Below are 21,864 nucleotides of genomic sequence, written 5' to 3'. Positions count from 1 at the left end.
TTTCTGAAAATAAATAGTTTTATGAAACGATTAATGCCCTTTTTGTTATTGAGTTTACTCGTGCTAGCCTGTGAATCTGATGTTGACCGAAACACTTCTTTTGTGCAAGCCGAAATTGATGGTGGCCTTTTTAGGTCGAATACACAAATGCTAATGGTAGAGGAAGATGGATTCACACTACAAGCCAGTAAGGTAGATGTGTTGAATTTCAAACTTGCTAGTATAAATCCAGGAATTTATGAAGTTGGTCCAGGCAGCGACAATCAAGTTACCTTGCAACGCGACGGTCAATTGTATGTCTCAAACGGTCCTGAAACTGGCGGAGTAATTGAAATTGAAAGCGCTGACTCGCTAAGTGTTTCTGGAAATTTCAATTTTGATTTACGCCTGAATGGTGTAGGCGAATTGATTAGTGTAAACAAAGGTGTTTTTTATGACGTGCCTTTAACTACTACTAGTACTTCTGAAGACGAAATAGACGACGACCTGCCGGGCGACTTAAATCTTCCTGAGGAAAGCAATACATCGGCAACTAATTATATAGAAGCTAATGTAAATAGTGAAGCTTATGCCGCCGGTATTGCGGTAGCTGTCTATAATCCAGATTTTAATCAGTTGGCAATTATTGGTACGCAGGAAGATTTAACGGAAAACATTCAGATGAATTTTATTGCTCCAATTAATGAAACTGGAACCTATAATTTTATGGAAGATAACTCCCCTAGTTATGCCATTTATGACCCCAATACCTTTGGTCAAAATACAGGCGAAAATTTTGAAGATGTTTTTTCTGAATCTGGAAGCGTTACTATAGATAGCTTTGATGAAAACGGAGTTAGTGGCACCTTTGAATTTAGCACGGTGGGTGGTGATGTAATTACGGAAGGAGAGTTTGAAATTTCTGAACTACAAATAGGGAATGATTAAGTATCCTGCAGCGATTAACCATATAAGTGAGCTTGGGTTTCATTGGGAAACGCAAGACCCCTTTTTGTTTTGCGCTTTTCATCAAGACCATTACCCGCCAGGGAATCAAAATCTTGGACCCAATGAAGCTTTATTAGCCGGCAGAATAAGCGGCAACGATTTTAATAAAAAAGAAGGCTTTAGGATGTATCACGGTCAGCAAGTTCCGGGTTTTCCTGGCCATCCACATGCTGGATTTGAAACCATTACTTTAGTTGAAAAAGGCTATGTAGATCATTCCGATTCGCTTGGTGCTAAAGGGCGGTTTGGATATGGCGATGTACAATGGATGACCGCCGGAAAGGGCATTTTACATTCAGAAATGTTTCCATTAGTCAACCAAAAAGAAGACAACCCCTTATTGTTATTTCAAATTTGGCTGAATTTACCCCGCGCTTCAAAAGAAGTGAAACCCCACTTTAAGATGTATTGGAACGAGTTGATTCCTAGGGAAGAAATCATGAGTTCTAACGGAAAAAAAACAAGCATCAAAATAATTGCTGGCCAACTTTGCCAAACCAAAGCTTTAGCCCCTACGCCAGATTCATTTGCTTCAAAAGAAGAAAACCAAGTGAATATTTGGCGAATTTCTATGGAAGAAGGAGCGGAATTTCAATTTCCTGAAAGCAGCTTAGCAAGCCACCGTAATTTATATTTTTTTGAAGGCAACAAAATAGAAATTAATGGAAAAGAAATAAGTAATGGCCACCAAATTGAACTAGATGCACAAGAAAAAACTAAATTAGTATGTACCGCTGAAGCGGCTGAATTTCTTTTTTTAGAAGCTAAGCCAATTAACGAGCCTGTTGTTCAACGCGGTCCCTTTGTAGCGAGTTCTCCTGAAGCAATGAACGAAGTAATACGACATTACCAAGAAACTGAATTTGGCGGTTGGCCGTTTGCTACCTACGAGCAAGTACATCCGGTAGCTGCTAGAAGATTTGCCCAACACAGCGGGGGCAAAATAGAACACCCCCCTACTCCTTTAACCTAATTACAGAGTGAGGTTCATCGCACACTTATTTTGCTGTAAATTTAGGAGTTCAATGAAGCTTGCTATTTAGCTTTCGCACACTTCATTAAATACAAATGAGAAATTATTTTTTTATTGGATTTTTATAAAGCTGCATAAAAGAAAGTGTTAATACCACACTTGTTGCAAACCCCATTAATAAGACAATAAACGCAAAAGTAGCCACTCCCACATCATAATGACGCGCAAAGCCTTCTACTAAGGCATCAATAAAATTTGGATTAATTTCGGTGGCATAGATGGCCATAAAAATGGTAAATAAAATACTGGCTAAAAATCCGGTGACTAAACCTGCTGAAAATCCATGTGTATAATTATAGTCTTTTCCTAATTCAATTCTTCGGTAGCGAATTGCTTCGTAAGTAGCAAAACCTGTAATTACTCCATTAAACAGACTAAAGAAGACATTGGTATGCAAATTAAACAAGGATAGCACCAAAAAATAAGCGATTAAGGAGGTGGTTAAGGCGATAGCAAATCGAATAGGTAAAGTAAAGGTTTTCATTTTCGTGTTTTTATTCAAACTTAATCAAACTATACGAAGCCTCGATTAATATAATGTTAATAAACTGAATTTTTACTAATTTTAACTAGCCTTTTTTCAGAAAATCAAAATGCCATTATTGAATTCAACAATGGCATTTTGATCATTATAAAGTAGGGAGTTGCATCTATTTAATCTTTTAAAACACTTCTAGAAATAACAATTTTTTGAATTTCGGAAGTACCCTCATAAATTTGGGTGATTTTTGCATCTCTCATTAATCGTTCTACGTGGTATTCTTTAACGTAGCCATTTCCTCCGTGCACTTGAACGGCCTCTGTGGTTACATTCATTGCTGTTCTAGAAGCATGTAACTTAGCCATAGCACTTTCTAAGTCGTAATTCATACCGTTATCTTTCATCCAAGCGGCTTTCATGATTAAATGTCTAGCAGCTTCAATTTCGGTGTGCATATCGGCCAATTTAAAAGCAATAGCTTGATGATTCATAATTTCGGTGCCAAAAGTTTTTCTAGTTTTGGCGTATTCTTTTGCTAATTCGTAAGCGCCAGAAGCAATTCCTAAGGCCTGAGCTGCAATACCAATACGTCCTCCAGAGAGGGTTTTCATAGCAAATTTAAACCCGAAGCCGTCTTCACCAATTCTATTTTCTTTAGGCACTTTTACATCGTTAAAATTAAGCGTATGTGTATCAGAGCCACGGATTCCCATTTTGTCTTCCTTGGGGCCTACTTCAAAGCCATCCCAAGACTTTTCAACAATAAAAGCGTTAATTCCGCGGTGTTTCTTTTCCTTATCGGTATGCGCAACCACCAAGTAGAAATCGGCTGAATTACCATTGGTGATCCAGTTTTTGGTTCCATTTAAAACGTAGTGATCACCTTTATCAATAGCGGTAGTTCTTTGCGAAGTTGCATCACTACCTGCCTCAGGTTCACTTAGACAAAAAGCGCCAATTGCTTCGCCGGTGGTTAATTTAGTTAAGTATTTTTCTTTTTGTTCTGGCGAACCAAAAGTATCTAAGCCCCAACATACTAAAGAATTATTTACGGAAACCACAACTGAAGCAGAAGCATCTACTTTAGACAACTCCTCCATGGCAAGCACATAAGAAACGGTGTCCATACCGCCGCCGCCGTATTCTGGTGAGGCCATCATTCCCATAAAGCCTAGTTCACCAAGCTTCTTAATTTGTTCTTTAGGAAATTCTTGTTTAGTATCTCTTTCTATAACGCCAGGAAGTAATTCTGTTTTTGCAAAATCTCTAGCCGCTTGGCGGATCATCTCGTGCTCTTCAGTAAGTTTAAAATCCATATCTAAAACGATTTCTTTAATAAGTTTTTAGTGGCACAAATATACTGCAAATCGATTAATTATTAGTTTAGATTAGTTATTTTTACGAACTTTTCAACAAATGTTGGTAATGTAATCTTATGAATACGAATAATTCAAAGGCTTTTTATGTCATTGGCTTGATGTCTGGCACCTCATTAGATGGTTTAGACCTCTGTTATGTGCGTTTTAAAAAAACAACAAAGTGGAACTTTAAATTACTAGAACGCAAGACGGTAAGCTATCCGGCCTACTGGCAAGAAGAACTTCAATTAGCACATAAGCAAAGCAAGGCTTATGTAGCGAAGTTAAACAAAGATTACTCTGATTATCTAAACCAAATGATTCACCTTTTTATTAGTGATTATAAAATTGAACAACTAGATTTAATCGCTTCACATGGGCATACGATTTGGCACCAACCTGAACAAAAATTCACCAAGCAAATAGGCGATCATCCAGCTATAGCCAATAAACTCAAAGTTCCAGTTGTTGTTGATTTTAGGAGTCAGGATGTTGCGCTTGGCGGGCAAGGAGCGCCATTGGTACCGGTTGGCGACGAATATTTGTTTGAAGAATATGACGCCTGCCTAAACTTGGGCGGTTTTGCTAATATTTCAATGAAAAAAAATCATCAACGCATAGCCTATGATATTTGTCCCTTTAATAAAGTGATTAATCATTACGCTGCTCAACTAGGAAAAGACTACGACAATCAAGGTAAAATAGCGGCAGCAAACCAGGCAAATACGGCTTTATTGAATGCATTGAATGCGCTAAATTTCTATCAGCAAGACGGACCAAAATCATTAGGAGTTGAGTTTTTAGACCAACATATCTTTCCCTTAATGGAAAAATATTCACTTCCCTCAGAACTAAAAATTGCCAGCTTTTCAGCCCATGTAATTCAACAAATATGTAAAAATTTAATTCCTCATTCGCGTGTTTTAATTACCGGTGGAGGAGCGTATAACAATTTCATTATAAATGAAATAAAGAAACATTCAACAGCGCAACTCACGCTACCTAGTCGAGATTTAATAGAATTTAAGGAGGCTATCGTCTTTTCTTTTCTGGGGGTATTAAAATATTTGGGAAAAACCAACGTTTTGAAAAGCGTGACGGGGGCGAGTAAAAATCATATTTCGGGTAAGATTATTCTTGCCGATTAAACTTTTTTTAACGGCCAAAGTCCTACTAAAACTTATTCAATACCTATGCAAAATCAAGAAATGAAAGTCTATTTGAGTTCGCTCATACAATCGATAGAAAACCAGCAAAAGCTTGAGTTAATCAAAGCTTATATTGAACAACTTGTCTTGGAGCAAGACGAAGCTAACACTAACCAAGTAGAAGAGCTAATTGATGAAATTAATTACGCTTTTAAAATCAAGTAATTTTATTTACAGCAAAGTTTCAGAAATCAGTCGCTTTTTTTCTTAAATTTAATTCGGTGTTGCTGCAAGTAAAAATAAAAAAGAAGCATCAAACACTTATTTTTTTTTGTATTCGTTTGTTTTTTAGTTAATTTATTTTTATTTTTTAACAAATTATTTGTTTTTATTAAGTATTCATAACTACTTTATTTGTGTTGTGATTCTCTTAATAAATGTATTTCATTGGCTATATTTGTTCACAATTTTTTGATTGAAAATTTATACTATGAAAGATTTATTAAAGAAATTTGAAAACAAAGAACCTGAAATTGTTTTTCACTGGAATGATGCTGAAACAGAAGCAGAAGGCTGGGTAGTCATCAACTCTTTAAGAGGAGGAGCTGCCGGAGGTGGAACGCGAATGCGAAAAGGTTTAGATAAAAACGAAGTGCTTTCTTTGGCCAAAACCATGGAAGTAAAATTTACTGTTTCTGGACCGGCCATTGGTGGGGCAAAATCGGGGATTAATTTTGACCCTAAAGACCCCCGAAAAAAAGCTGTTTTAGAACGCTGGTACAAAGCTGTTTCTCCTTTATTGAAAAGTTATTACGGCACAGGAGGCGACCTCAACGTTGATGAAATTCATGAAGTAATACCAATGACCGAAGATTGTGGTGTTTGGCATCCACAAGAAGGTGTTTTTTCAGGGCATTTTCAACCCACCGACGCCGATAAAATTAACCGTATAGGTCAGTTGAGAAACGGTGTTATCAAAGTTTTAGAAAACACCGATTACACACCAGACCGACTCAGGAAATACACTGTAGCCGATATGATCACAGGTTTTGGTGTAGCAGAATCGATCAAGCATTTTTATGACATCTACAAAACTGGGGTTCAAGGAAAAAAAGCCATTGTACAAGGATGGGGTAATGTAGGTTCTGCAGCGGCATTTTACTTGGCACAAATGGGAGTTAAAATCGTTGGAATTATAGATATTACCGGTGGTTTAATTAAAGAGGAAGGTTTTTCTTTTGAGGAAGTTAAAGAGTTTTATTTAAACAAAAATGGCAATAACCTGCATGCCGAAAACTTGCTTTCATTTGATGAAATAAACCAAAAAATTTGGGAAGTAGGCGCAGCAATTTTCGCACCTTGTGCAGCTTCACGATTAATCACACAACAGCAAGTTGATCAAATGATTGACAACGGCTTAGAAGTAATTGCTTCCGGTGCTAATGTTCCTTTTGCCGATAAAGAAATTTTCTTTGGACCAATTATGGAATATGCCGATGAGCGCGTAAGTGTGATTCCTGATTTTATTGCTAACTGTGGTATGGCAAGAGTTTTTGCCTATTTCATGGAACGAAAAGTACAGATGACCGATGAAGCTATTTTTAACGATACTTCCATCACCATAAAAAATGCTATTCAAAACACTTTTGATAGTAATAATTCTCACAAAAACATAAGCGCTACTGCTTTTGAAATCTCATTAAAACAACTTTTATAAATTAACACATGATTCCACTTCTTATCGTTGTTTTTGTTGTTGGTTACTTAGCCATCGCTTTAGAGCATCCGCTCAAGTTAGATAAAGCCGTACCCGCCTTACTAATGGGAACTTTAATGTGGGCTATTTTAGCTTTGGGCTTTAACCAAGGCTGGTTGTCTATTGTAGATCATTATGGCGAATTGTATAATGTGAACGCTGGAAATGAAGACGAACAACTATATGGCTTCAAAAGAAATCTAATTTACCATTTTAGTGCAGCCGGTGAGATTTTGTTTTTCCTAATTGGCGCCATGACCATTGTAGAAATCATTGATTTACATCGAGGTTTTTCTATTATTAAGGATGCCATTACCATGAAAAACAAAAAGCGATTATTGTGGGCCTTAGGTATTTTAGCTTTCATTTTATCTGCTATTATTGATAACCTAACCGCAACAATTATTCTCATTACCTTGCTTAGAAAAATCATGGTGAAAAGAAACTATAGGTTGTGGTTTGCAGGAATGATTATTATAGCAGCCAATGCCGGTGGCGCTTGGTCGCCTATTGGTGACGTAACAACCACCATGCTTTGGATTGGCGGAAAAGTCACTGCCGTAGGTCTTTCTGAATACCTTATTTTACCCTCTTTGGTTTGTTTTGTAGTTCCTTTTATTATTGCTGGAAGAATGAAAGCCTTTAGTGGAAAAGCCATACGCAAAGAATTAATAGCCGATACTGATGCCCAAAAACTCTTAAGTAGTAAAACCATGCTTTGGACTGGTCTAGGAGCCATTGCCTTTGTTCCAATTTTTAAAGGGATTACAGGCTTACCTCCTTACTTAGGAATGATGTTTAGCTTGGGTGTAGTTTGGTTAGTTTCTGAATACATCAAGCCAGAAAAAAACCTTCCTAGAGCAGAAAAACACCGTTATTCAACCCATAAAGCACTTTCACGAATTGAATTTTCAAGCATACTTTTCTTTTTAGGAATTTTATTAGCCGTTGGGGTTTTAGAAAGTTTAGTGTATGGTTCGATTAATGGGGAAGAAGTAGGAACCTTAAGGTATGCTGCTGAATCACTTTCTAACGCCATTCCTAATATGGACGTGGTTGTGATTTTATTAGGCGCTTTATCCTCTTTGATAGATAACGTACCCATGGTAGCGGCTACTATGGGAATGTTTACCTATCCCATTGACCACCCTATCTGGCACTTTATTGCTTATTCTGCAGGAACTGGAGGTAGTTTGCTAATTATTGGTTCGGCTGCAGGTGTGGCCGCTATGGGAATGGAAAAAATTGATTTTATCTGGTATTTGAAAAAAATTGCCTGGCTAGCTTTGGTTGGTTTTCTTGCAGGAGCTGGTGTATTTATTCTTATTGAACAGTTTTTTTATGCGTAAACCCGAAGATGAATATTAAATAGAATAGCCTTTGTCCTTAGATAAAGGCTTTTTATGACTTGAACTTATTGGTTTTAAAATGAATATTTCAACTCACAGGCCTAGCAGAAAACCAAAATAATTAACACCGTTAGCACAATATTCCTTAAATTAGCCAACTGAATCATGCTTGAAATTAATTCTAATGACTGAAGAATTTACATTTACATCAAGGGTACAATTACCGCAAAAAATAAGCACAAAAGCTATGGCTCCAAGTAATATTGCTTTAGTAAAATACTGGGGAAAAGAAGATATTCAAATTCCTAAAAATACTTCGTTAAGCTTTACGCTGTCTAATTGTAAAACCAAAACTTTATTGGAATTAGAGGCGAAAAAAAAGGCCTCAGAAGAAACTCAAATTCGCATTTTTTTGGATGAAGAGGAAACACCAAGCTTTGTTCCTAAAATCCAAAAATTCTTCCGATTAATTAATGAATACTGTCCTTATTTAAAGCAATACCACGCTACAATTCATACCTCAAACAGCTTTCCACACAGTAGCGGAATTGCTTCATCAGCCAGCGGAATGGCTGCTTTAGCACTTTGCTTAGTGCAAATAGAAAAAAGCCTTCAACCTGATGTATCGGAAGCTGATTTACGAAAAAAAGCTTCATTTTTAGCACGCTTAGGTTCGGGTAGCGCGGCTAGAAGTATTGAAGGAGGTTTGGTTTTATGGGGAAAACACCAAGCAATTAAAGAAAGTAGCGATTTATACGCACTTCCACTTTCTTCTGAAATTCATTCTATTTTCACTGATTATCAAGATACTATTTTGTTAATTGACCGCGGACAAAAACAAGTAAGCAGTAGCCTAGGCCATAGCTTAATGAACGGGCATCCGTTTGCTGAAGCACGATTTGCACAAGCACAAAATAATAGTACTGAGCTGCAGTCTTACCTTTCTAATGGAGATGTAAAATCCTTCATGCGTTTAGTAGAATCGGAAGCACTAACGCTTCACGCTATGATGATGTGCAGTCGGCCGTATTTTATTTTAATGGCGGCTCAAACTTTAGAGGTAATTCACAAAATTTGGGCTTACCGAGACGAGACCAAAATCCCTTTATGTTTTACCTTAGATGCAGGCGCTAACGTGCATTTGCTGTATCCTAAAAAGTACAAAGATGAAGTGCAGCATTTCATCCAGCAAGACCTGAAACAGCATTGTCAAGATGAAGCTTTTATTCATGATGAAGTTGGTGAAGGAGGTCGGTTTTTAGGTTGAGGGGGTGTGCTTTAAAATAAGTCATCAAAAGACCTCCCCCCCTCTGTTAAACTTTTAATAAAACTAAGGAAACTATTTTAGTTCTTAAAGTTTCCAAATTACATTTGCCGCCCAATGAAGGACAAAATATTAAATAAGGCGGCTGAGTTGTTTTTGGAATACGGTTTCAAAAGCATAACCATGGACGAAATTGCTTCAGAATTAGCCGTTTCTAAAAAAACCATTTACACTTATTTCAACAACAAAACCCACTTAGTTGAATGTGTTGGTGAGTTTGTAAAAAATCAAATTCATGAGGAAATTGATAAGGTTATTGCAAAAGAATTAGACCCTATAGATGAACTTTTTGAAATTAAACGCACGGTGATGAAGCGCCTAAAAGATGAAAAAGCCTCACCGCAATACCAAATGGAAAAATACTATCCAGAACTCTACCAACGCCTTCGAAAATCGCAATACGAAAAAATGCTTACTTGTGTTCAAAACAATGTGGACCGAGGCATAAAAGAGGCTTGGTATAGACCAGCTATTCATCGCATTTTTACCACGCGCATTTACATTGCAGGAATGTTCAACTTAAAAGATGAAGCTTTTTTTAAAGCTACCGATTTAACTCAGAAACAACTCTATGAAGAGTTTTTAAATTACCACATGCGCAGTATTGTAACAGAACAAGGATTAAAAAGATTAAAAGAATTAGAAAAAAACCAATGATGACTAAAACATACCTTTGGATTTTATGCTTAGGTTTTAGCTTGAGCAGTCTTGCCCAACAAAACAGTCAGGAAGCTTACCAGTTTTCATTAGAAGAAGCTATTGAATTTGCGGTAGATAGCAGTTATAATGCTATTAATGCAAGAAAAGATGTGCTGGCAGCCATGAAACAAAAGTGGGAAACTACGGCCGATGGCTTGCCGCAGATTTCGGCTAATGTAGATTACCAATACAACCCTGTTATTCAGGTTACGCCACTTCCTGGCGAGATTGCCGGTGAAGAACCAGGCACTTTTGTACCGGTTGTCTTTCAACCTAAGCAAAACATGAACGCTACCGCGCAGTTAAATCAGCTTATTTTTGATGGCTCCTACATTGTAGCTTTACGGGCTGCCAAAACTTTTTTAGAATACTCGGCAAATTTTGAACAGAAAACAAAGTTGGAAGTTAGAAAAGCAGTGATTGATGCTTATGGAAATGTGCTTTTGATGGAAGAATCGATTGAAATTTTACAAAAAAACCTAAGTACTGCCAAGGCTAACCTCAACGAAACTGAGAAAACTTTTGAAAATGGACTAGCGGAAGAAGAAGATGTTGAACAGCTTGAAATTACTGTTTTGCAATTGGAAAACGAATGGCGTAACGCCAAGCGAAACCACCAAATCACCAAGGAAACACTCAACTTTGTGTTGGGTATTCCAATTGATATTCCAGTAAGGCTCACCGACGAATTAGACCACTTGGCCGATACTCAAATGATGGAGGAAGATTTGTTGGAAGAAGAATTGCAACTGGAAGCTAACATCGATTTCAAAATTGCAGATAATCTAGTTCAACAACGCGAATTAGAATGGCAATTAGAGCGTAGCAAAGCCCTGCCTACTTTAAGTGCGTTTGCTAATTATGGATATGTATCCTTTAATGAGAATTTCAATTTTTTCAGTTCAAATGCCGATTGGTTTGATTTTTCGGTAGTGGGCTTGAGTTTAAATATTCCTATTTTTTCCTCACTGAAACGTAGTGCTCGTTCACAACGCGCCCAAATTGCTTTAGAACAAGCTGAAATGGAAAAGCAAGAATCTATCGAAGAGCTTCGCTTGGAAACCAATAGAGCAAAATCAGATTTTCAATTTGCTACTGAATCCTATATTAATAGTCAGCGTAATTTAGATTTAGCAGAGCGAATTGAAGCAAAAAACGAAGCTAAATTTAAAGAGGGCGTGGCCAGTAGTTTTGAGCTTCGCCAAGCGCAACAGCAATTGTACAGCGCTCAAAATGAATACCTGCAAGCTATGCTAGAAGTAATTTCTTCAAAAGCACAGTTAGAAAGCATTTTGAATAAACCATTGAAGGAATAAAAAACATCGAATGTTAAATAGCGAATTTAAATTAATGAATATAGAACAAACCCTTGTCAGTTCGAGTGGTTTCAACGAGCGAGAGCAAAATTGAAATTGTACTTCGATTAAACTCAGCAGAACTATCGAGAACCAAACCTTACAAAATAACACCCATCAGTAAATAAAATTAAAATGAAAGCCATAACTACCACCTTAGCATTTTTTGCTTTACTAATCCTTATTTCCTGTGGAAAAGGGAAAGAGGTTTCTGTTGATGAAGTCATTGAAAACAATGACAAAAAGGAACTTCAAGCCTTAAAAGATAAACTCTATCACCAACAACGCGATCTGAGTCTTGAGTTAGAAAAAGTAGATGCAGCGCTAGCAGCTTTTGAAGATAAGAGTAGATACACCTTAATTGAAGCACAAAATGTACAAAAGAAAGATTTTAGGCATTTCATTAAAGTGCAAGGGAATGTAACTACCGATGAAAACCTCTTGATTTATCCTGAATTTTCTGGAGTGCTTGAAAAGATTTATGTGCGTGAGGGAGATCGAGTAAACAAAGGTCAATTATTAGCCACGATTAATGATGGAGGAGCTCAAAATCAATTGGCTGAAATGAAAGCCCAACGCGATTTAGCCAAAACTAGGTTTGAACGTCAGGAGCGACTATGGAACCAAAATATTGGTTCTGAAATTCAGTTTTTAGAAGCACAAACTACCTATGAGCAACTGAATAATTCAGTAAAACAAATGCAAAGTCAATTGAATAAATCTGAAATCAGGGCTCCTTTTAATGGGGTGGTTGATGAGGTAATTATTGATCAAGGACAGGTTGTTTCGCCTAGTCAAAATGCCATTTTCAGAATTGTTAACCTACAAGAAATGTATGTACAAGCCAATGTTCCAGAAACTTACGTGGGCAGCATTAATCAAGGCTCACGAGCTATTGTTCAACTTCGGGCTTTGGGGGTAGAATTAGATACACAAATAAACCGTGTTTCTAGTCATATTGAAGACAGCAACCGTAATTTTAGGGTGCGTTTAAATTTGCCGGATAGCATTCCTAATTTAAAGCCTAATTTAATTGCAACTTTAAAGATTAATGATTACACCAATGAAGAGGTTGTGGTAATTCCTGAAAATATTTTACAGGAAACAGCCGCAGGCGAATTTTACGTCTATGTGCTAAAAGACATTAAAGACAACACCGCGACAGCCACCTACAACCAAGTAGTACCGGGAAGAAATTACCGCGGAGAAATTGAAATATTAGAAGGTTTATCTGCTGATGATCGAATTGTTACCGAGGGAGCAAGAACCTTAAAAAGAGGCGAAAAAGTGAGCATTTCAACTACAGAAAAATAAGCCATGGCTAAAAAAAACACGTATAAAGAATTTGGATTGTCCTCTTGGGCAATAGATAATAAAATGACGGTGTATGTGATTATTGCCATTGTATTTTTAGGCGGTATCATGTCTTATTACAACATGCCTAGGGAAGCTTTTCCTGAAATTGTTGAAACTAAGATTTACGTTAATTCCATCAATCCAGGGAATTCGGTTGAAGATATTGAAAAATTTATTACCGAGCCTTTAGAAGAAGAATTTAAGGACGTGAAACGGGTAAGAGAAATTACCTCAACCACGCAACAAGATTTTTCAATGGTAATTGTTGAATTTGAGGAAGAGGTTTCAGTTGAAAACGCCAAACAACTTATTAAAGACAAAGTAGATCAAGTGAAATCGGCTACCACCTGGCCTACCTTAGATAATGGTGCGAAGGTAGAACCTAATGTTTTCGACTTAAATATTTCAGAAGAAATCCCTATTCTAAATGTAAATGTTACGGGTGATTATCCAATCACCAAATTAAAAGAATATGCCGAATATCTTCAAGATCGATTTGAACTACTTTCAGAAATTAAGGAAGCGCCTTTAAGAGGAGTGGAAGATATGGAAGTTGAAGTTGCCGTTGATGTTTATAAAATGGCTGCCACAAAAGTGAGTTTTGACGATATTATTAACGCCATTAGAAGTGAAAATAAAACTATTTCTGGAGGAAATGTAGTCAGCAATGGTTTTCAGAAAAACATCAGAATTCTAGGAGAAATTGATGATCCAAATGAATTGCTTGATATTGTTGTAAAAGAAAATGGAGGACAAGTATTTTTAAGAGATATTGCTAAAATTAACTTTCATTTTCAAGATGCTACCACCTACTCTAGAGAATATCAAGAGCCTGTTGTGATGCTAGACATCAAGAAAAGTTCAGGTAAAAACATGATTGAAGCGGTTGAAAAAATTAAGCAAATCATTGAAAAAGAACAAGAAGAGTATTTGCCTGAAAACATCAAAATTTCGCTGAGCAATGACCAGTCGGTGCAAACCGAAAACCAAGTTAATGATCTGGTAAACAACATTATATTTGGTGTATTGCTTGTTGTACTCGTGCTGATGTTTTTCTTAGGTTTTAGAAATGCCCTTTTTGTAGGGGTGGCTATTCCACTTTCTATGCTTTTGGCTTTAATTATACTTTCTGGCTTCGGTTTTACCTTGAACACCATGGTGTTGTTTGGTTTGGTAATGGGCTTAGGTATGTTGGTAGATAACGGAATTGTAGTGGTAGAAAATGTCTATACCCTTATGGCACAAGGCAAATCTAGAATTGAAGCTGCCAAATTAGGTATTGGTGAAATTGCTTGGCCAATTATTGCTTCAACAGCTACTACATTGGCCGCCTTTTTTCCGCTTGGCTTATGGCCGGGAACCATAGGTAAATTCATGATATATTTCCCTATAACCCTTTCTGTGGTACTTGGTTCTTCGCTTTTTGTAGCTTTGATTATCAACGCAATGCTAACTTCTCAATTCATGAAAATTGAAGAGAAAAAACTCACTAACAAACGGGTAATTATAATGAGTTTAATTCTCTTTTTTGTTGGTGCATTGTTTTTGGCTATAGGTTTTATAGGCGATATTGGTGCCTTTAGAGGAATAGGTAACTTAGCTGTTTTAACGGCTATTTTACTTTGGATTTACAAGTTGATTTTAGTACGCGCGGTAGATTATTTTCAATTTAGCTTCTTAAAGAAATTAGAAGATTTATATGAAGTTACTTTAAAAAAGTTCTTGGCAGGAAAAATGGCTTATCTCACCTTTTTTGGTACGGTTGCCCTACTCATTTTTTCTTTTGTTTTAATTGGAATTACTGAACCTAAAGTCTTGTTTTTTCCTGAAAATGAACCCAATCAGATCATTACTTATATTGAATATCCTGAGGGAACCGATATTGAAAAAACCAACGAATTGGTACGTGAAGTTGAAACTAAAATTTATGAAGTAGTTGACCGTTATGAAGATGAGGATGGCTATAATTTTATGGTAGAATCGGCTATTGCCCAAGTAGGTCGTGGTTCTGGAAACCCCAATACCGATGGCGGAATGGTGAATGAAATGCCACACCGTGGAAAAATCACTTTATCTTTAAGAGAATATAAACTTAGACGCGGCGTGAAAAGTTCAGATGTGCTTTCTGAAGTTCGGGAGGCTGTTCGTGGGTTTCCTGGAGTTTCAGTTATTGTAGAAAAAGATGAAGTTGGCCCTCCCGCAGGGTATCCTATTAATGTTGAATTAACGGGAGATAATTACGACTTGATGTTAGAAGAAGCCGACCGAATGAGGCAATTTATTAACGGAACAGGTATTGAAGGAATTGAAGAATTGAAAGTAGATATCAATAAATCGAAGCCTGAATTTAATATTCGTGTAAATCGTGCAAAAGCTGGAAAATTAGGAATTTCTACAGCACAAGTAGGAACCACTATTCGAAGAGCTGTTTTTGGCGAAGAGGCCTCTACTTTTAAGGATAAAGACGATGATTACCCTATTAATGTTCGTTTTAATGAAGAGTTTAGGTATGATGAAAATGCCATTTTTGACCAGCCTGTAACCTTCAGAAATAATCAAGGTCAAATTGTTCAAATTCCTATTTCAACCTTAATTGAAACCAAACCTGGAACTACTTTTTCAGCCATTAAAAGAAAAAATTTAAAACGTGTGGTAACCTTGTATTCAAATGTGCTAGAAGGATACAACGGAAACGAAATTGTTGAACTCATGGAGGAAGAACTTCGTTTTTTTGAATTAGCCGATGGCGTTGCCTATAAATTTACAGGCGAACAAGAAAAACAAGAAGAAAATTTGGCGTTTTTAATTAAAGCCTTGTTGCTTGCTGTAGGAGGAATTTTACTCATTTTAGTGGCTCAATTTAATTCCATTTCCAAACCTGTTATTATAATTACTGCGGTAACCTTAAGTTTAGCTGGCGTATTCTTTGGAATGGTTTTCTTCAATATGGATTTTGTAATTATCATGACCATGATGGGCGTGATTTCTTTAGCAGGAATTGTGGTAAATAATGCCATTGTTTTAGTGGATTATACCCAAATTTTAATTGACCGAAGAAAAGAAAAATTAAAAATTGATACTGAACAAATGCTGAACAAAACACAGTACTTTGAAGAAATTGTAGCCGGTGGGAAGTCGCGTTTGCGTCCTGTACTATTAACGGCAATTACCACCATTGGCGGTTTAATTCCATTGGCTATTGGTTTAAATATTGACTTCTTCGGATTGTTTATTGATTACGACCCCGACTTTTATATTGGAGGAGATAATGTGATTTTCTGGGGACCCCTGGCGTGGACGGTAATTTATGGTTTAACTTTTGCTACATTTTTAACGCTGGTAGTAGTTCCTGTAATGTTTTATTTAGTAACAAGAGCTAAATTGCGATTGGGCAGTTCAAAAACAAATACACAATAAAGATTAAAACATTTATTTAAAATGAATTAAATTTGAATTATGGCAAGAGATGAAGTATTAAAACAAAACTGGGAAGCTTTGGAAGCAAAATTGACTAAGGATTTTGGCGGAGGAGAAGCTTTGAATTTAGATGCTATTATTTATTTAATTGGCGTTCAAGAATACGGTCGCCCTCAAAAAAGATTCAAAAAAGACGACAAAGTAAACTTAATGCATATTGCTATATGTAAGCTGTTAGAACCTTATGGCTATTATGAATTTGATTACTTTGATAACGAGGGCTGGCCACATTATCAAATCAAAGAAAAATTACCTCATTTAAAAGCAGGTGAACAATCAGTTTTGATGAAAGAAGCTATTGTTCACTATTTCATAGAAAACAATTATTTGTCAACCAAAAATGAAGCTCTTTATGAAAATGAATAAAGTCCTTATTTTGCTTGTTCTATCCCTCAGCCTTGTCTTATCTTGTTCAAGTGACGATGACGGTGGAGGAAGTTCATCTAACGACCCCATAATTGGCGAATGGCAATTGAACCGCGTAGTTTTTGAAGGCACTGAAATAACTTTGCAAGCCTGTGAAGAGTTAGAGACTTACATTTTTGAACCGAATGCAGCGTTTATTATAGAGCGATTTAGTCCGGCTCCCGAACTCCCCAATCAAGATTGTGAATTAGAAAATACGAATCAAGGAACTTGGATGAAAGATGACAACGGAAAATACTTTTTTAATTTACAGGGTGATTTTGTTGAATTGCCTGTTTCCATTAACGAAGAAGCTGAAGAATTGACGATAAACGAAGTAGATCCTTTAACAGGAAGCACTCAACAACGCATTTTTGTTCTTCAAAACCCGTCAGAATAAAGTCAAATGCCTGAAAATGAATTTAATTTGAAAGCACTTGAAAAAAAGAAAAAAAAGTTTTAAAAAAAGTTTTGAATAATTAAAATCTAACTTATATTTGCACCCGCAATGAACAACTTGCAAGAGTTTCCCTCCTTAGCTCAGTTGGTTAGCGTCCCGTACATACGGGATTAATCAGAGGAGATAAGACAGGAAAGGGAATAAAAATAAATTCCTCCTTAGCTCAGTTGGTTAGAGCATCTGACTGTTAATCAGAGGGTCCAAGGTTCGAGTCCTTGAGGGGGAGCAAAAACCCAACATGAAAATGTTGGGTTTTTCTTGTTTATAATGCTTTCTATTATGTTTTACGTCTATATCATACATTCTGAAAAATTTGATAAATATTATGTAGGTTCTTCTCAAAATCCTTGGAAAAGAATTGAAAAACATAATACCTCACCATTTAATACATTTACCTCAAAATATAGACCTTGGGAAATAAAAGCGGTTTTTGAAGCTGGAACATCAAGAGGTCAAGCTGAAGAAATTGAAAAGTTTATCAAAAAGCAAAAAAGTAAAACAATACTAATTAAACTCATTGATCAAAATTTTATTCCCAATGGAAAACTAGCTCAGTTGGTTCGAGTCCCGCACGTGCGGGATTAATCAGAGGGACCAAGGTGTGTGCCGAGCTATTCGAGTCTTGTTTGTGCCGAGTATTCAGCAAGGGGGAGCAAAATAGAGTTTACAGCAATGTAAGCTCTTTTTTTGCGCTTTACTGAAATGCTTAATACCTATTTAAAGCTATGAAAAACAACAACTTACACCTTACTGCCTTGTTTGAAGTGAAAAAATTGAACTTTTAAAGCTGAATTTTAGGGGGAGGGGTATAACAGGTTTTTTTACCTAAAAAGGGACAAAAAAAGGTAACCTTTTTGAAAATCAAAATTCAAGGAATAGATTTTTGGTAGATAGTTAAAAGTAGGAAATGAATTTGTGTACCTCACTCATAAAAATTTCTGGAATAAATAATTTTTAATGGGTTGATTTAAATATATTTATAAATTTCCGTTGTATTTTTACACACAAAATATAAAACCATTAAATTTTAAAATTATGAAGTTTAGATACCTGACCTTAAGCTCAATCATTTTATTGGTATCATTTTCGTGTAATAAAGATGATGATTCAATTCCTAATTTAGTTAATAAGGGCAATATTACTGGAGCTGTTAATTTATATACCGAGGGAACAACACAAATTGAAAATTCAAACATGCTAGTGAAAGTTGACGGGATAACGCCAACTACTTCTGCCACAACTAATGCCGATGGAAATTTCACTATACCAGATGTGCCCTTTGGCACACATATAATCACCTATGAAAAGCCTGGATTTGGAAGTTTTAAAAAATTTGAGGTAGAACATGAAAAAAACACAACAGCTATAACAAATACCCCTTCTTTAGGACAAATCTCTTCAACTCAAGTTGTGGATATTCAGGCCAATGTTGTTGATAATCATGTGGTGGTTTCAATAACTACTGAACCCGCAGGAAGTTTAGGAAATACTCGTTATATTCGGTATTTCCTCAGTACAAATTCAGATGTGAATAACGAAAATTACTTGTATTTCTCTCCAGGATTAGTTTCACAAATCAATCCAAAAGAAATAAGCTTATCAAAAAACGATTTATTAGATGCAGGATTTTCATCTGGAGATACCGTTTTTATAAAGGTTTATGGGGATTCATTTTGGAGTAATACATACCATGACCCTAATTTAGAGAAATCTGTTTTTCCAAATTTAAATATGACCACAATTGATACAGTGTCATTTATTGTTCCATAAATTATAGAAAAATGAAGAAAATTATTTTTAATGTATGCCTGTTGTTTGTAAATATCTCCCTTTTTGCCCAAGAAAAGAGTCCACTTCATATTCAGCATCTCACAGATAACTTTTACGTTTACACCACCTATAAGGATTTTAATGGAACAGAATTCCCTTCTAATAGTATGTATTTAGTAACCCAAAATGGCGTAGTTCTTTTTGATACACCTTGGGATAACACTCAATTTCAACCTTTGCTTGATAGTATTTATTCAAAGCACAATAAAAAAGTTGTACTTGCTATAGCAACACATTATCATGATGACAGAACAGCAGGACTTGAGTTTTTAAGACAAAATAGGATAAAAACTTATAGTTCTCAACTTACTTATGATTTATGTGAAAAACACAATGAAAAGCAAGCGGCATTTTCTTTTGTTAATGATACTACTTTCAATGTTGGAAATTACAAATTTGAAACCTATTACGCTGGCGAAGGACATACAAAGGATAATATTGTAATTTGGTTTGATGACTATCAGATTCTATACGGGGGATGTTTAGTAAAAAGTACTCAAGTTGAAAATTTAGGGAATGTTACTGACGCAAATCTTGAAGAGTGGCCCTTATCTATTGAAAAAATAATGAAAAAATATGCTAATCGAAAATTTGTAATCCCCGGACATTTTGGTTGGTCAAATAATAAGGGGCTTGAATATACATTGAAATTATTAATGCAAAACAACTAAATCACAATGAACTTTAAGTATATAGGCTTTACCCTTACTGTAAGTGAGCTATACGTGATTAGTTAAGTATAAAATTTTCTGAATTATTCCATGTTTTTCTAGGATACACCAAGTAATTACACCGCTTTTTATTTGTGGCTAAATTACCATTGAGGGCTAAACCATTCAACGTTGCAATGTTCTGAGAAATAATTGAAACAAAAAAAGACCCCATTGTGTTGGGGTCGTTTTTTTTTAGTTTTTAGTTGATTAATGAGTTTATTTCACCTCATCATCAGCTAATTCAAATCCTTCTGTTTCTAGACCTTCTACTTCTTTTTCTTCTGCTCCGTGGGTTAGGCGTTTCAAAGGTTTTAATAATACGATCACTAAAATTCCAAAGGCAACCGTAAAAAAGACAATTCCAGAGAAGGTTTTAAATTCTAAATCCGTTTGAAATTGGTCTATATCTACACGACCTACATATTGATTTTCTCGGTAGTCAAATTTCAGGAAAGTAAGCAAGGTGTTTTCTTCAGAAACATCATAAATAGCAAGCCTTTCTTTAAGGCTTTCTTTCAATTCTTCATCTTGAAAATTAAATAAAAAGTTGACCTCATCACCTGTTGAAGTTTCAATTAACTTTATTTCTCCATTTTTATCTTTATAGGCTTGAGTTGCTACGGTGAAGTTTCTTTTTTTCTCAAAAATTTTATCGGCATTATCTTCCATCACATAAGGTTTAGCCAGGTCTGTTTCAGTAGCTAACTCAATAGTAATACGTTCTGCTTGAGAAGATTCCCCCACTACTCCAGCAACTTTATTTCCTAGTCCAGTGGCAGCAAAATAAAGCCCCATCATTAACGCCCCATAACGCAATGGAGCAAGTTTTGTAATAAAAGATAAGGCAACTGGCGATGCAGAAAGCTCTCCTATGGTGTGTAGTAAATAGGCAAATACTAACCAGTATAAAGCAGCTTCACCGTTGTTTTCATATTCCATAGTAGCAAAGACCATAAAGACAAATCCAAGTCCCATTATAATAACACCTATCGCCATTTTAAAAATGGAAGAAGCTTCTTTTCCTTTGCGTTTCATCCAAGCCCAAAATCCTGCAACGGGAATACCGAATAGGATAATGTAAGTAGGGTTAAGCGATTGAAAGAAAGCCGCTGGGATTTCCCAACCTGAAGATAAGGTCCGATTGGTTTTTTGTTCTGCGTAAATATTTAGCAGTCCACCTGCTTGTTCAAACGCACCCCAGAAAACAATGACAATTAAAAAGGAAAGCAGTAAAACAACAAAGCGGTCTTTTTCAATTTTGCTTGTTAAGTCTTGATAAACCGTCATCATAAAACCAACTACCACCGATAAAAACAAGAAAAATATGATATAAGCAACCACTTCTGTTTCCATGGCTTGAGTGGGTAACAAAATTGAAGCTGCAAATAAAATAATTAAGACAGCAAGTGTTTTCTTTGTTGAAAACATTTGCCTAAAAATTTCTGGTATAGAAACGGAAGGCTCTGCTTCTTGATCATTTTTGTTTGGTGGATTTCCTACATGAGCCAAAAACTTCTGACCAAATACATAAACCACTTGCCCTAGTACCATTCCAATAGCCGCCAAGCCAAATCCGTAGTGCCAGCCATAAGCTTGTGCTACAATACCGACTAAAATAGCGGCAACAGCAGCCCCCACATTAATCCCAATATAAAATATAGAAAAGCCTTTATCTCTTCTTGTGTCGCCTTCTTTATAAAGGCCTCCAACCATTGTTGAGATGTTGGGCTTTAATAAGCCTACCCCCAAAACAATTAAGAGTAAACCTGAGAAAAATGCCCAATCTTGTTCAATAGATAAAACACCATGGCCAGCTACTAAAAGCCAACCGCCAATCATCACCGATTTCTTTTGTCCCCAAATTTTGTCGGCTATAATTCCACCAGGAATAGAAACCACATACACCAACATGGTGTACCAGCCATAAGTAGCCAATGCTTTTCCTTCTTCCCAACCTAAGCCGGGGTTATCTGAACTTACTTTAGCTAGCATATAGAGCGTTAGAATAGCGCGCATTCCATAGTACGAAAAACGCTCCCATAACTCAGTAAAAAATAATACATAGAGCCCAACGGGATGACCGAATAGTTCTCTTTTGTGAGGTGGTGTTAAGGTTTGGTTCATGATTTTTCT

The 21,864-nt window shown here is 36.1% G+C and carries 19 protein-coding genes and 1 tRNA gene; 17 read left to right on the top strand and 3 right to left on the bottom strand.

The annotated features are described in order from the left end of the window. The first annotated feature begins 21 nt into the window (after positions 1-21). Entirely contained in the window at positions 22-927 is a 906-nt protein-coding gene (locus tag G7034_RS10205) for a DUF6252 family protein (RefSeq protein WP_166400858.1), read from the top strand. Then, a complete protein-coding gene (locus G7034_RS10200) occupies positions 920-1,960 on the top strand; it encodes a pirin family protein (protein ID WP_166400857.1) in 1,041 nt (346 codons plus the stop codon). The genes G7034_RS10205 and G7034_RS10200 overlap by 8 nt, the downstream gene beginning before the upstream one ends. 103 nt (positions 1,961-2,063) lie before the next feature. Here G7034_RS10200 and G7034_RS10195 read toward each other — a convergent pair whose 3' ends face one another. Continuing rightward, positions 2,064-2,504, bottom strand: coding sequence for a DUF4199 domain-containing protein (locus G7034_RS10195; RefSeq protein ID WP_166400856.1), 441 nt, complete (start codon positions 2,502-2,504; stop codon positions 2,064-2,066). Between the two features lie 170 nt (positions 2,505-2,674). Continuing rightward, the gene (locus tag G7034_RS10190; protein ID WP_166400855.1) at positions 2,675-3,817 is read right to left on the bottom strand and encodes an acyl-CoA dehydrogenase; all 1,143 of its coding nucleotides are present in this window, start codon (positions 3,815-3,817) and stop codon (positions 2,675-2,677) included. Between the two features lie 119 nt (positions 3,818-3,936). Here G7034_RS10190 and G7034_RS10185 point away from each other — a divergent pair, with 119 nt between their 5' ends. From G7034_RS10185 to bla, 15 genes are all read left to right on the top strand, one after another. Further along, positions 3,937-5,007: an anhydro-N-acetylmuramic acid kinase gene (locus tag G7034_RS10185; protein ID WP_166400854.1), complete on the top strand. Its 1,071-nt coding sequence runs from the start codon at positions 3,937-3,939 to the stop codon at positions 5,005-5,007. Between the two features lie 45 nt (positions 5,008-5,052). Then, a complete protein-coding gene (locus G7034_RS10180; protein ID WP_166400853.1) occupies positions 5,053-5,232 on the top strand; it encodes a hypothetical protein in 180 nt (59 codons plus the stop codon). Positions 5,233-5,497: 265 nt separating this feature from the next. Then, positions 5,498-6,724, top strand: a complete 1,227-nt coding sequence (locus G7034_RS10175; protein ID WP_166400852.1) for a Glu/Leu/Phe/Val dehydrogenase dimerization domain-containing protein — start codon at positions 5,498-5,500, stop codon at positions 6,722-6,724. Positions 6,725-6,732: 8 nt separating this feature from the next. Beyond that, positions 6,733-8,112, top strand: coding sequence for a sodium:proton antiporter NhaD (nhaD, locus tag G7034_RS10170; RefSeq protein ID WP_166400851.1), 1,380 nt, complete (start codon positions 6,733-6,735; stop codon positions 8,110-8,112). Positions 8,113-8,296: 184 nt separating this feature from the next. Further along, on the top strand, positions 8,297-9,379 hold the full coding sequence (locus tag G7034_RS10165) for a diphosphomevalonate/mevalonate 3,5-bisphosphate decarboxylase family protein (RefSeq protein WP_166400850.1): 1,083 nt from the start codon (positions 8,297-8,299) through the stop codon (positions 9,377-9,379). Between the two features lie 114 nt (positions 9,380-9,493). After that, entirely contained in the window at positions 9,494-10,093 is a 600-nt protein-coding gene (locus G7034_RS10160; RefSeq protein ID WP_166400849.1) for a TetR/AcrR family transcriptional regulator, read from the top strand. Further along, positions 10,093-11,451, top strand: a complete 1,359-nt coding sequence (locus tag G7034_RS10155; RefSeq protein WP_166400848.1) for a TolC family protein — start codon at positions 10,093-10,095, stop codon at positions 11,449-11,451. Before G7034_RS10160 ends, G7034_RS10155 begins: the two co-directional genes overlap by 1 nt. A gap of 174 nt (positions 11,452-11,625) precedes the next feature. Next, positions 11,626-12,804, top strand: coding sequence for an efflux RND transporter periplasmic adaptor subunit (locus tag G7034_RS10150; protein WP_166400847.1), 1,179 nt, complete (start codon positions 11,626-11,628; stop codon positions 12,802-12,804). 3 nt (positions 12,805-12,807) lie between these two features. Then, entirely contained in the window at positions 12,808-16,263 is a 3,456-nt protein-coding gene (locus G7034_RS10145) for an efflux RND transporter permease subunit (protein ID WP_166400846.1), read from the top strand. Between the two features lie 39 nt (positions 16,264-16,302). Then, a complete protein-coding gene (locus G7034_RS10140) occupies positions 16,303-16,689 on the top strand; it encodes a hypothetical protein (protein ID WP_166400845.1) in 387 nt (128 codons plus the stop codon). Next, entirely contained in the window at positions 16,676-17,128 is a 453-nt protein-coding gene (locus G7034_RS10135) for a hypothetical protein (RefSeq protein WP_166400844.1), read from the top strand. The genes G7034_RS10140 and G7034_RS10135 overlap by 14 nt, the downstream gene beginning before the upstream one ends. 212 nt (positions 17,129-17,340) lie before the next feature. After that, positions 17,341-17,414, top strand: a tRNA-Asn gene (locus tag G7034_RS10130). A 53-nt stretch (positions 17,415-17,467) separates the two neighbouring features. Then, entirely contained in the window at positions 17,468-17,773 is a 306-nt protein-coding gene (locus tag G7034_RS10125) for a GIY-YIG nuclease family protein (RefSeq protein WP_166400843.1), read from the top strand. Positions 17,774-18,223: 450 nt separating this feature from the next. Next, positions 18,224-18,958 (top strand): carboxypeptidase-like regulatory domain-containing protein, encoded by a 735-nt coding sequence (locus tag G7034_RS10120; RefSeq protein ID WP_166400842.1) that lies wholly within the window; start codon positions 18,224-18,226, stop codon positions 18,956-18,958. An 11-nt stretch (positions 18,959-18,969) separates the two neighbouring features. Continuing rightward, complete coding sequence (gene bla, locus G7034_RS10115; RefSeq protein WP_166400841.1) at positions 18,970-19,689, top strand: BlaB/IND/MUS family subclass B1 metallo-beta-lactamase; 720 nt, start codon at positions 18,970-18,972, stop codon at positions 19,687-19,689. A gap of 258 nt (positions 19,690-19,947) precedes the next feature. Here bla and G7034_RS10110 read toward each other — a convergent pair whose 3' ends face one another. Next, complete coding sequence (locus tag G7034_RS10110; protein ID WP_166400840.1) at positions 19,948-21,855, bottom strand: peptide MFS transporter; 1,908 nt, start codon at positions 21,853-21,855, stop codon at positions 19,948-19,950. Between the last annotated feature and the right edge of the window lie 9 nt (positions 21,856-21,864).

The organism is Psychroflexus maritimus (assembly GCF_011089875.1).
Lineage (GTDB): Bacteria > Bacteroidota > Bacteroidia > Flavobacteriales > Flavobacteriaceae > Psychroflexus > Psychroflexus maritimus.
Note: the sequence above shows the minus strand (reverse complement) of the source record. Positions and strands in the feature narration are given on the sequence as shown.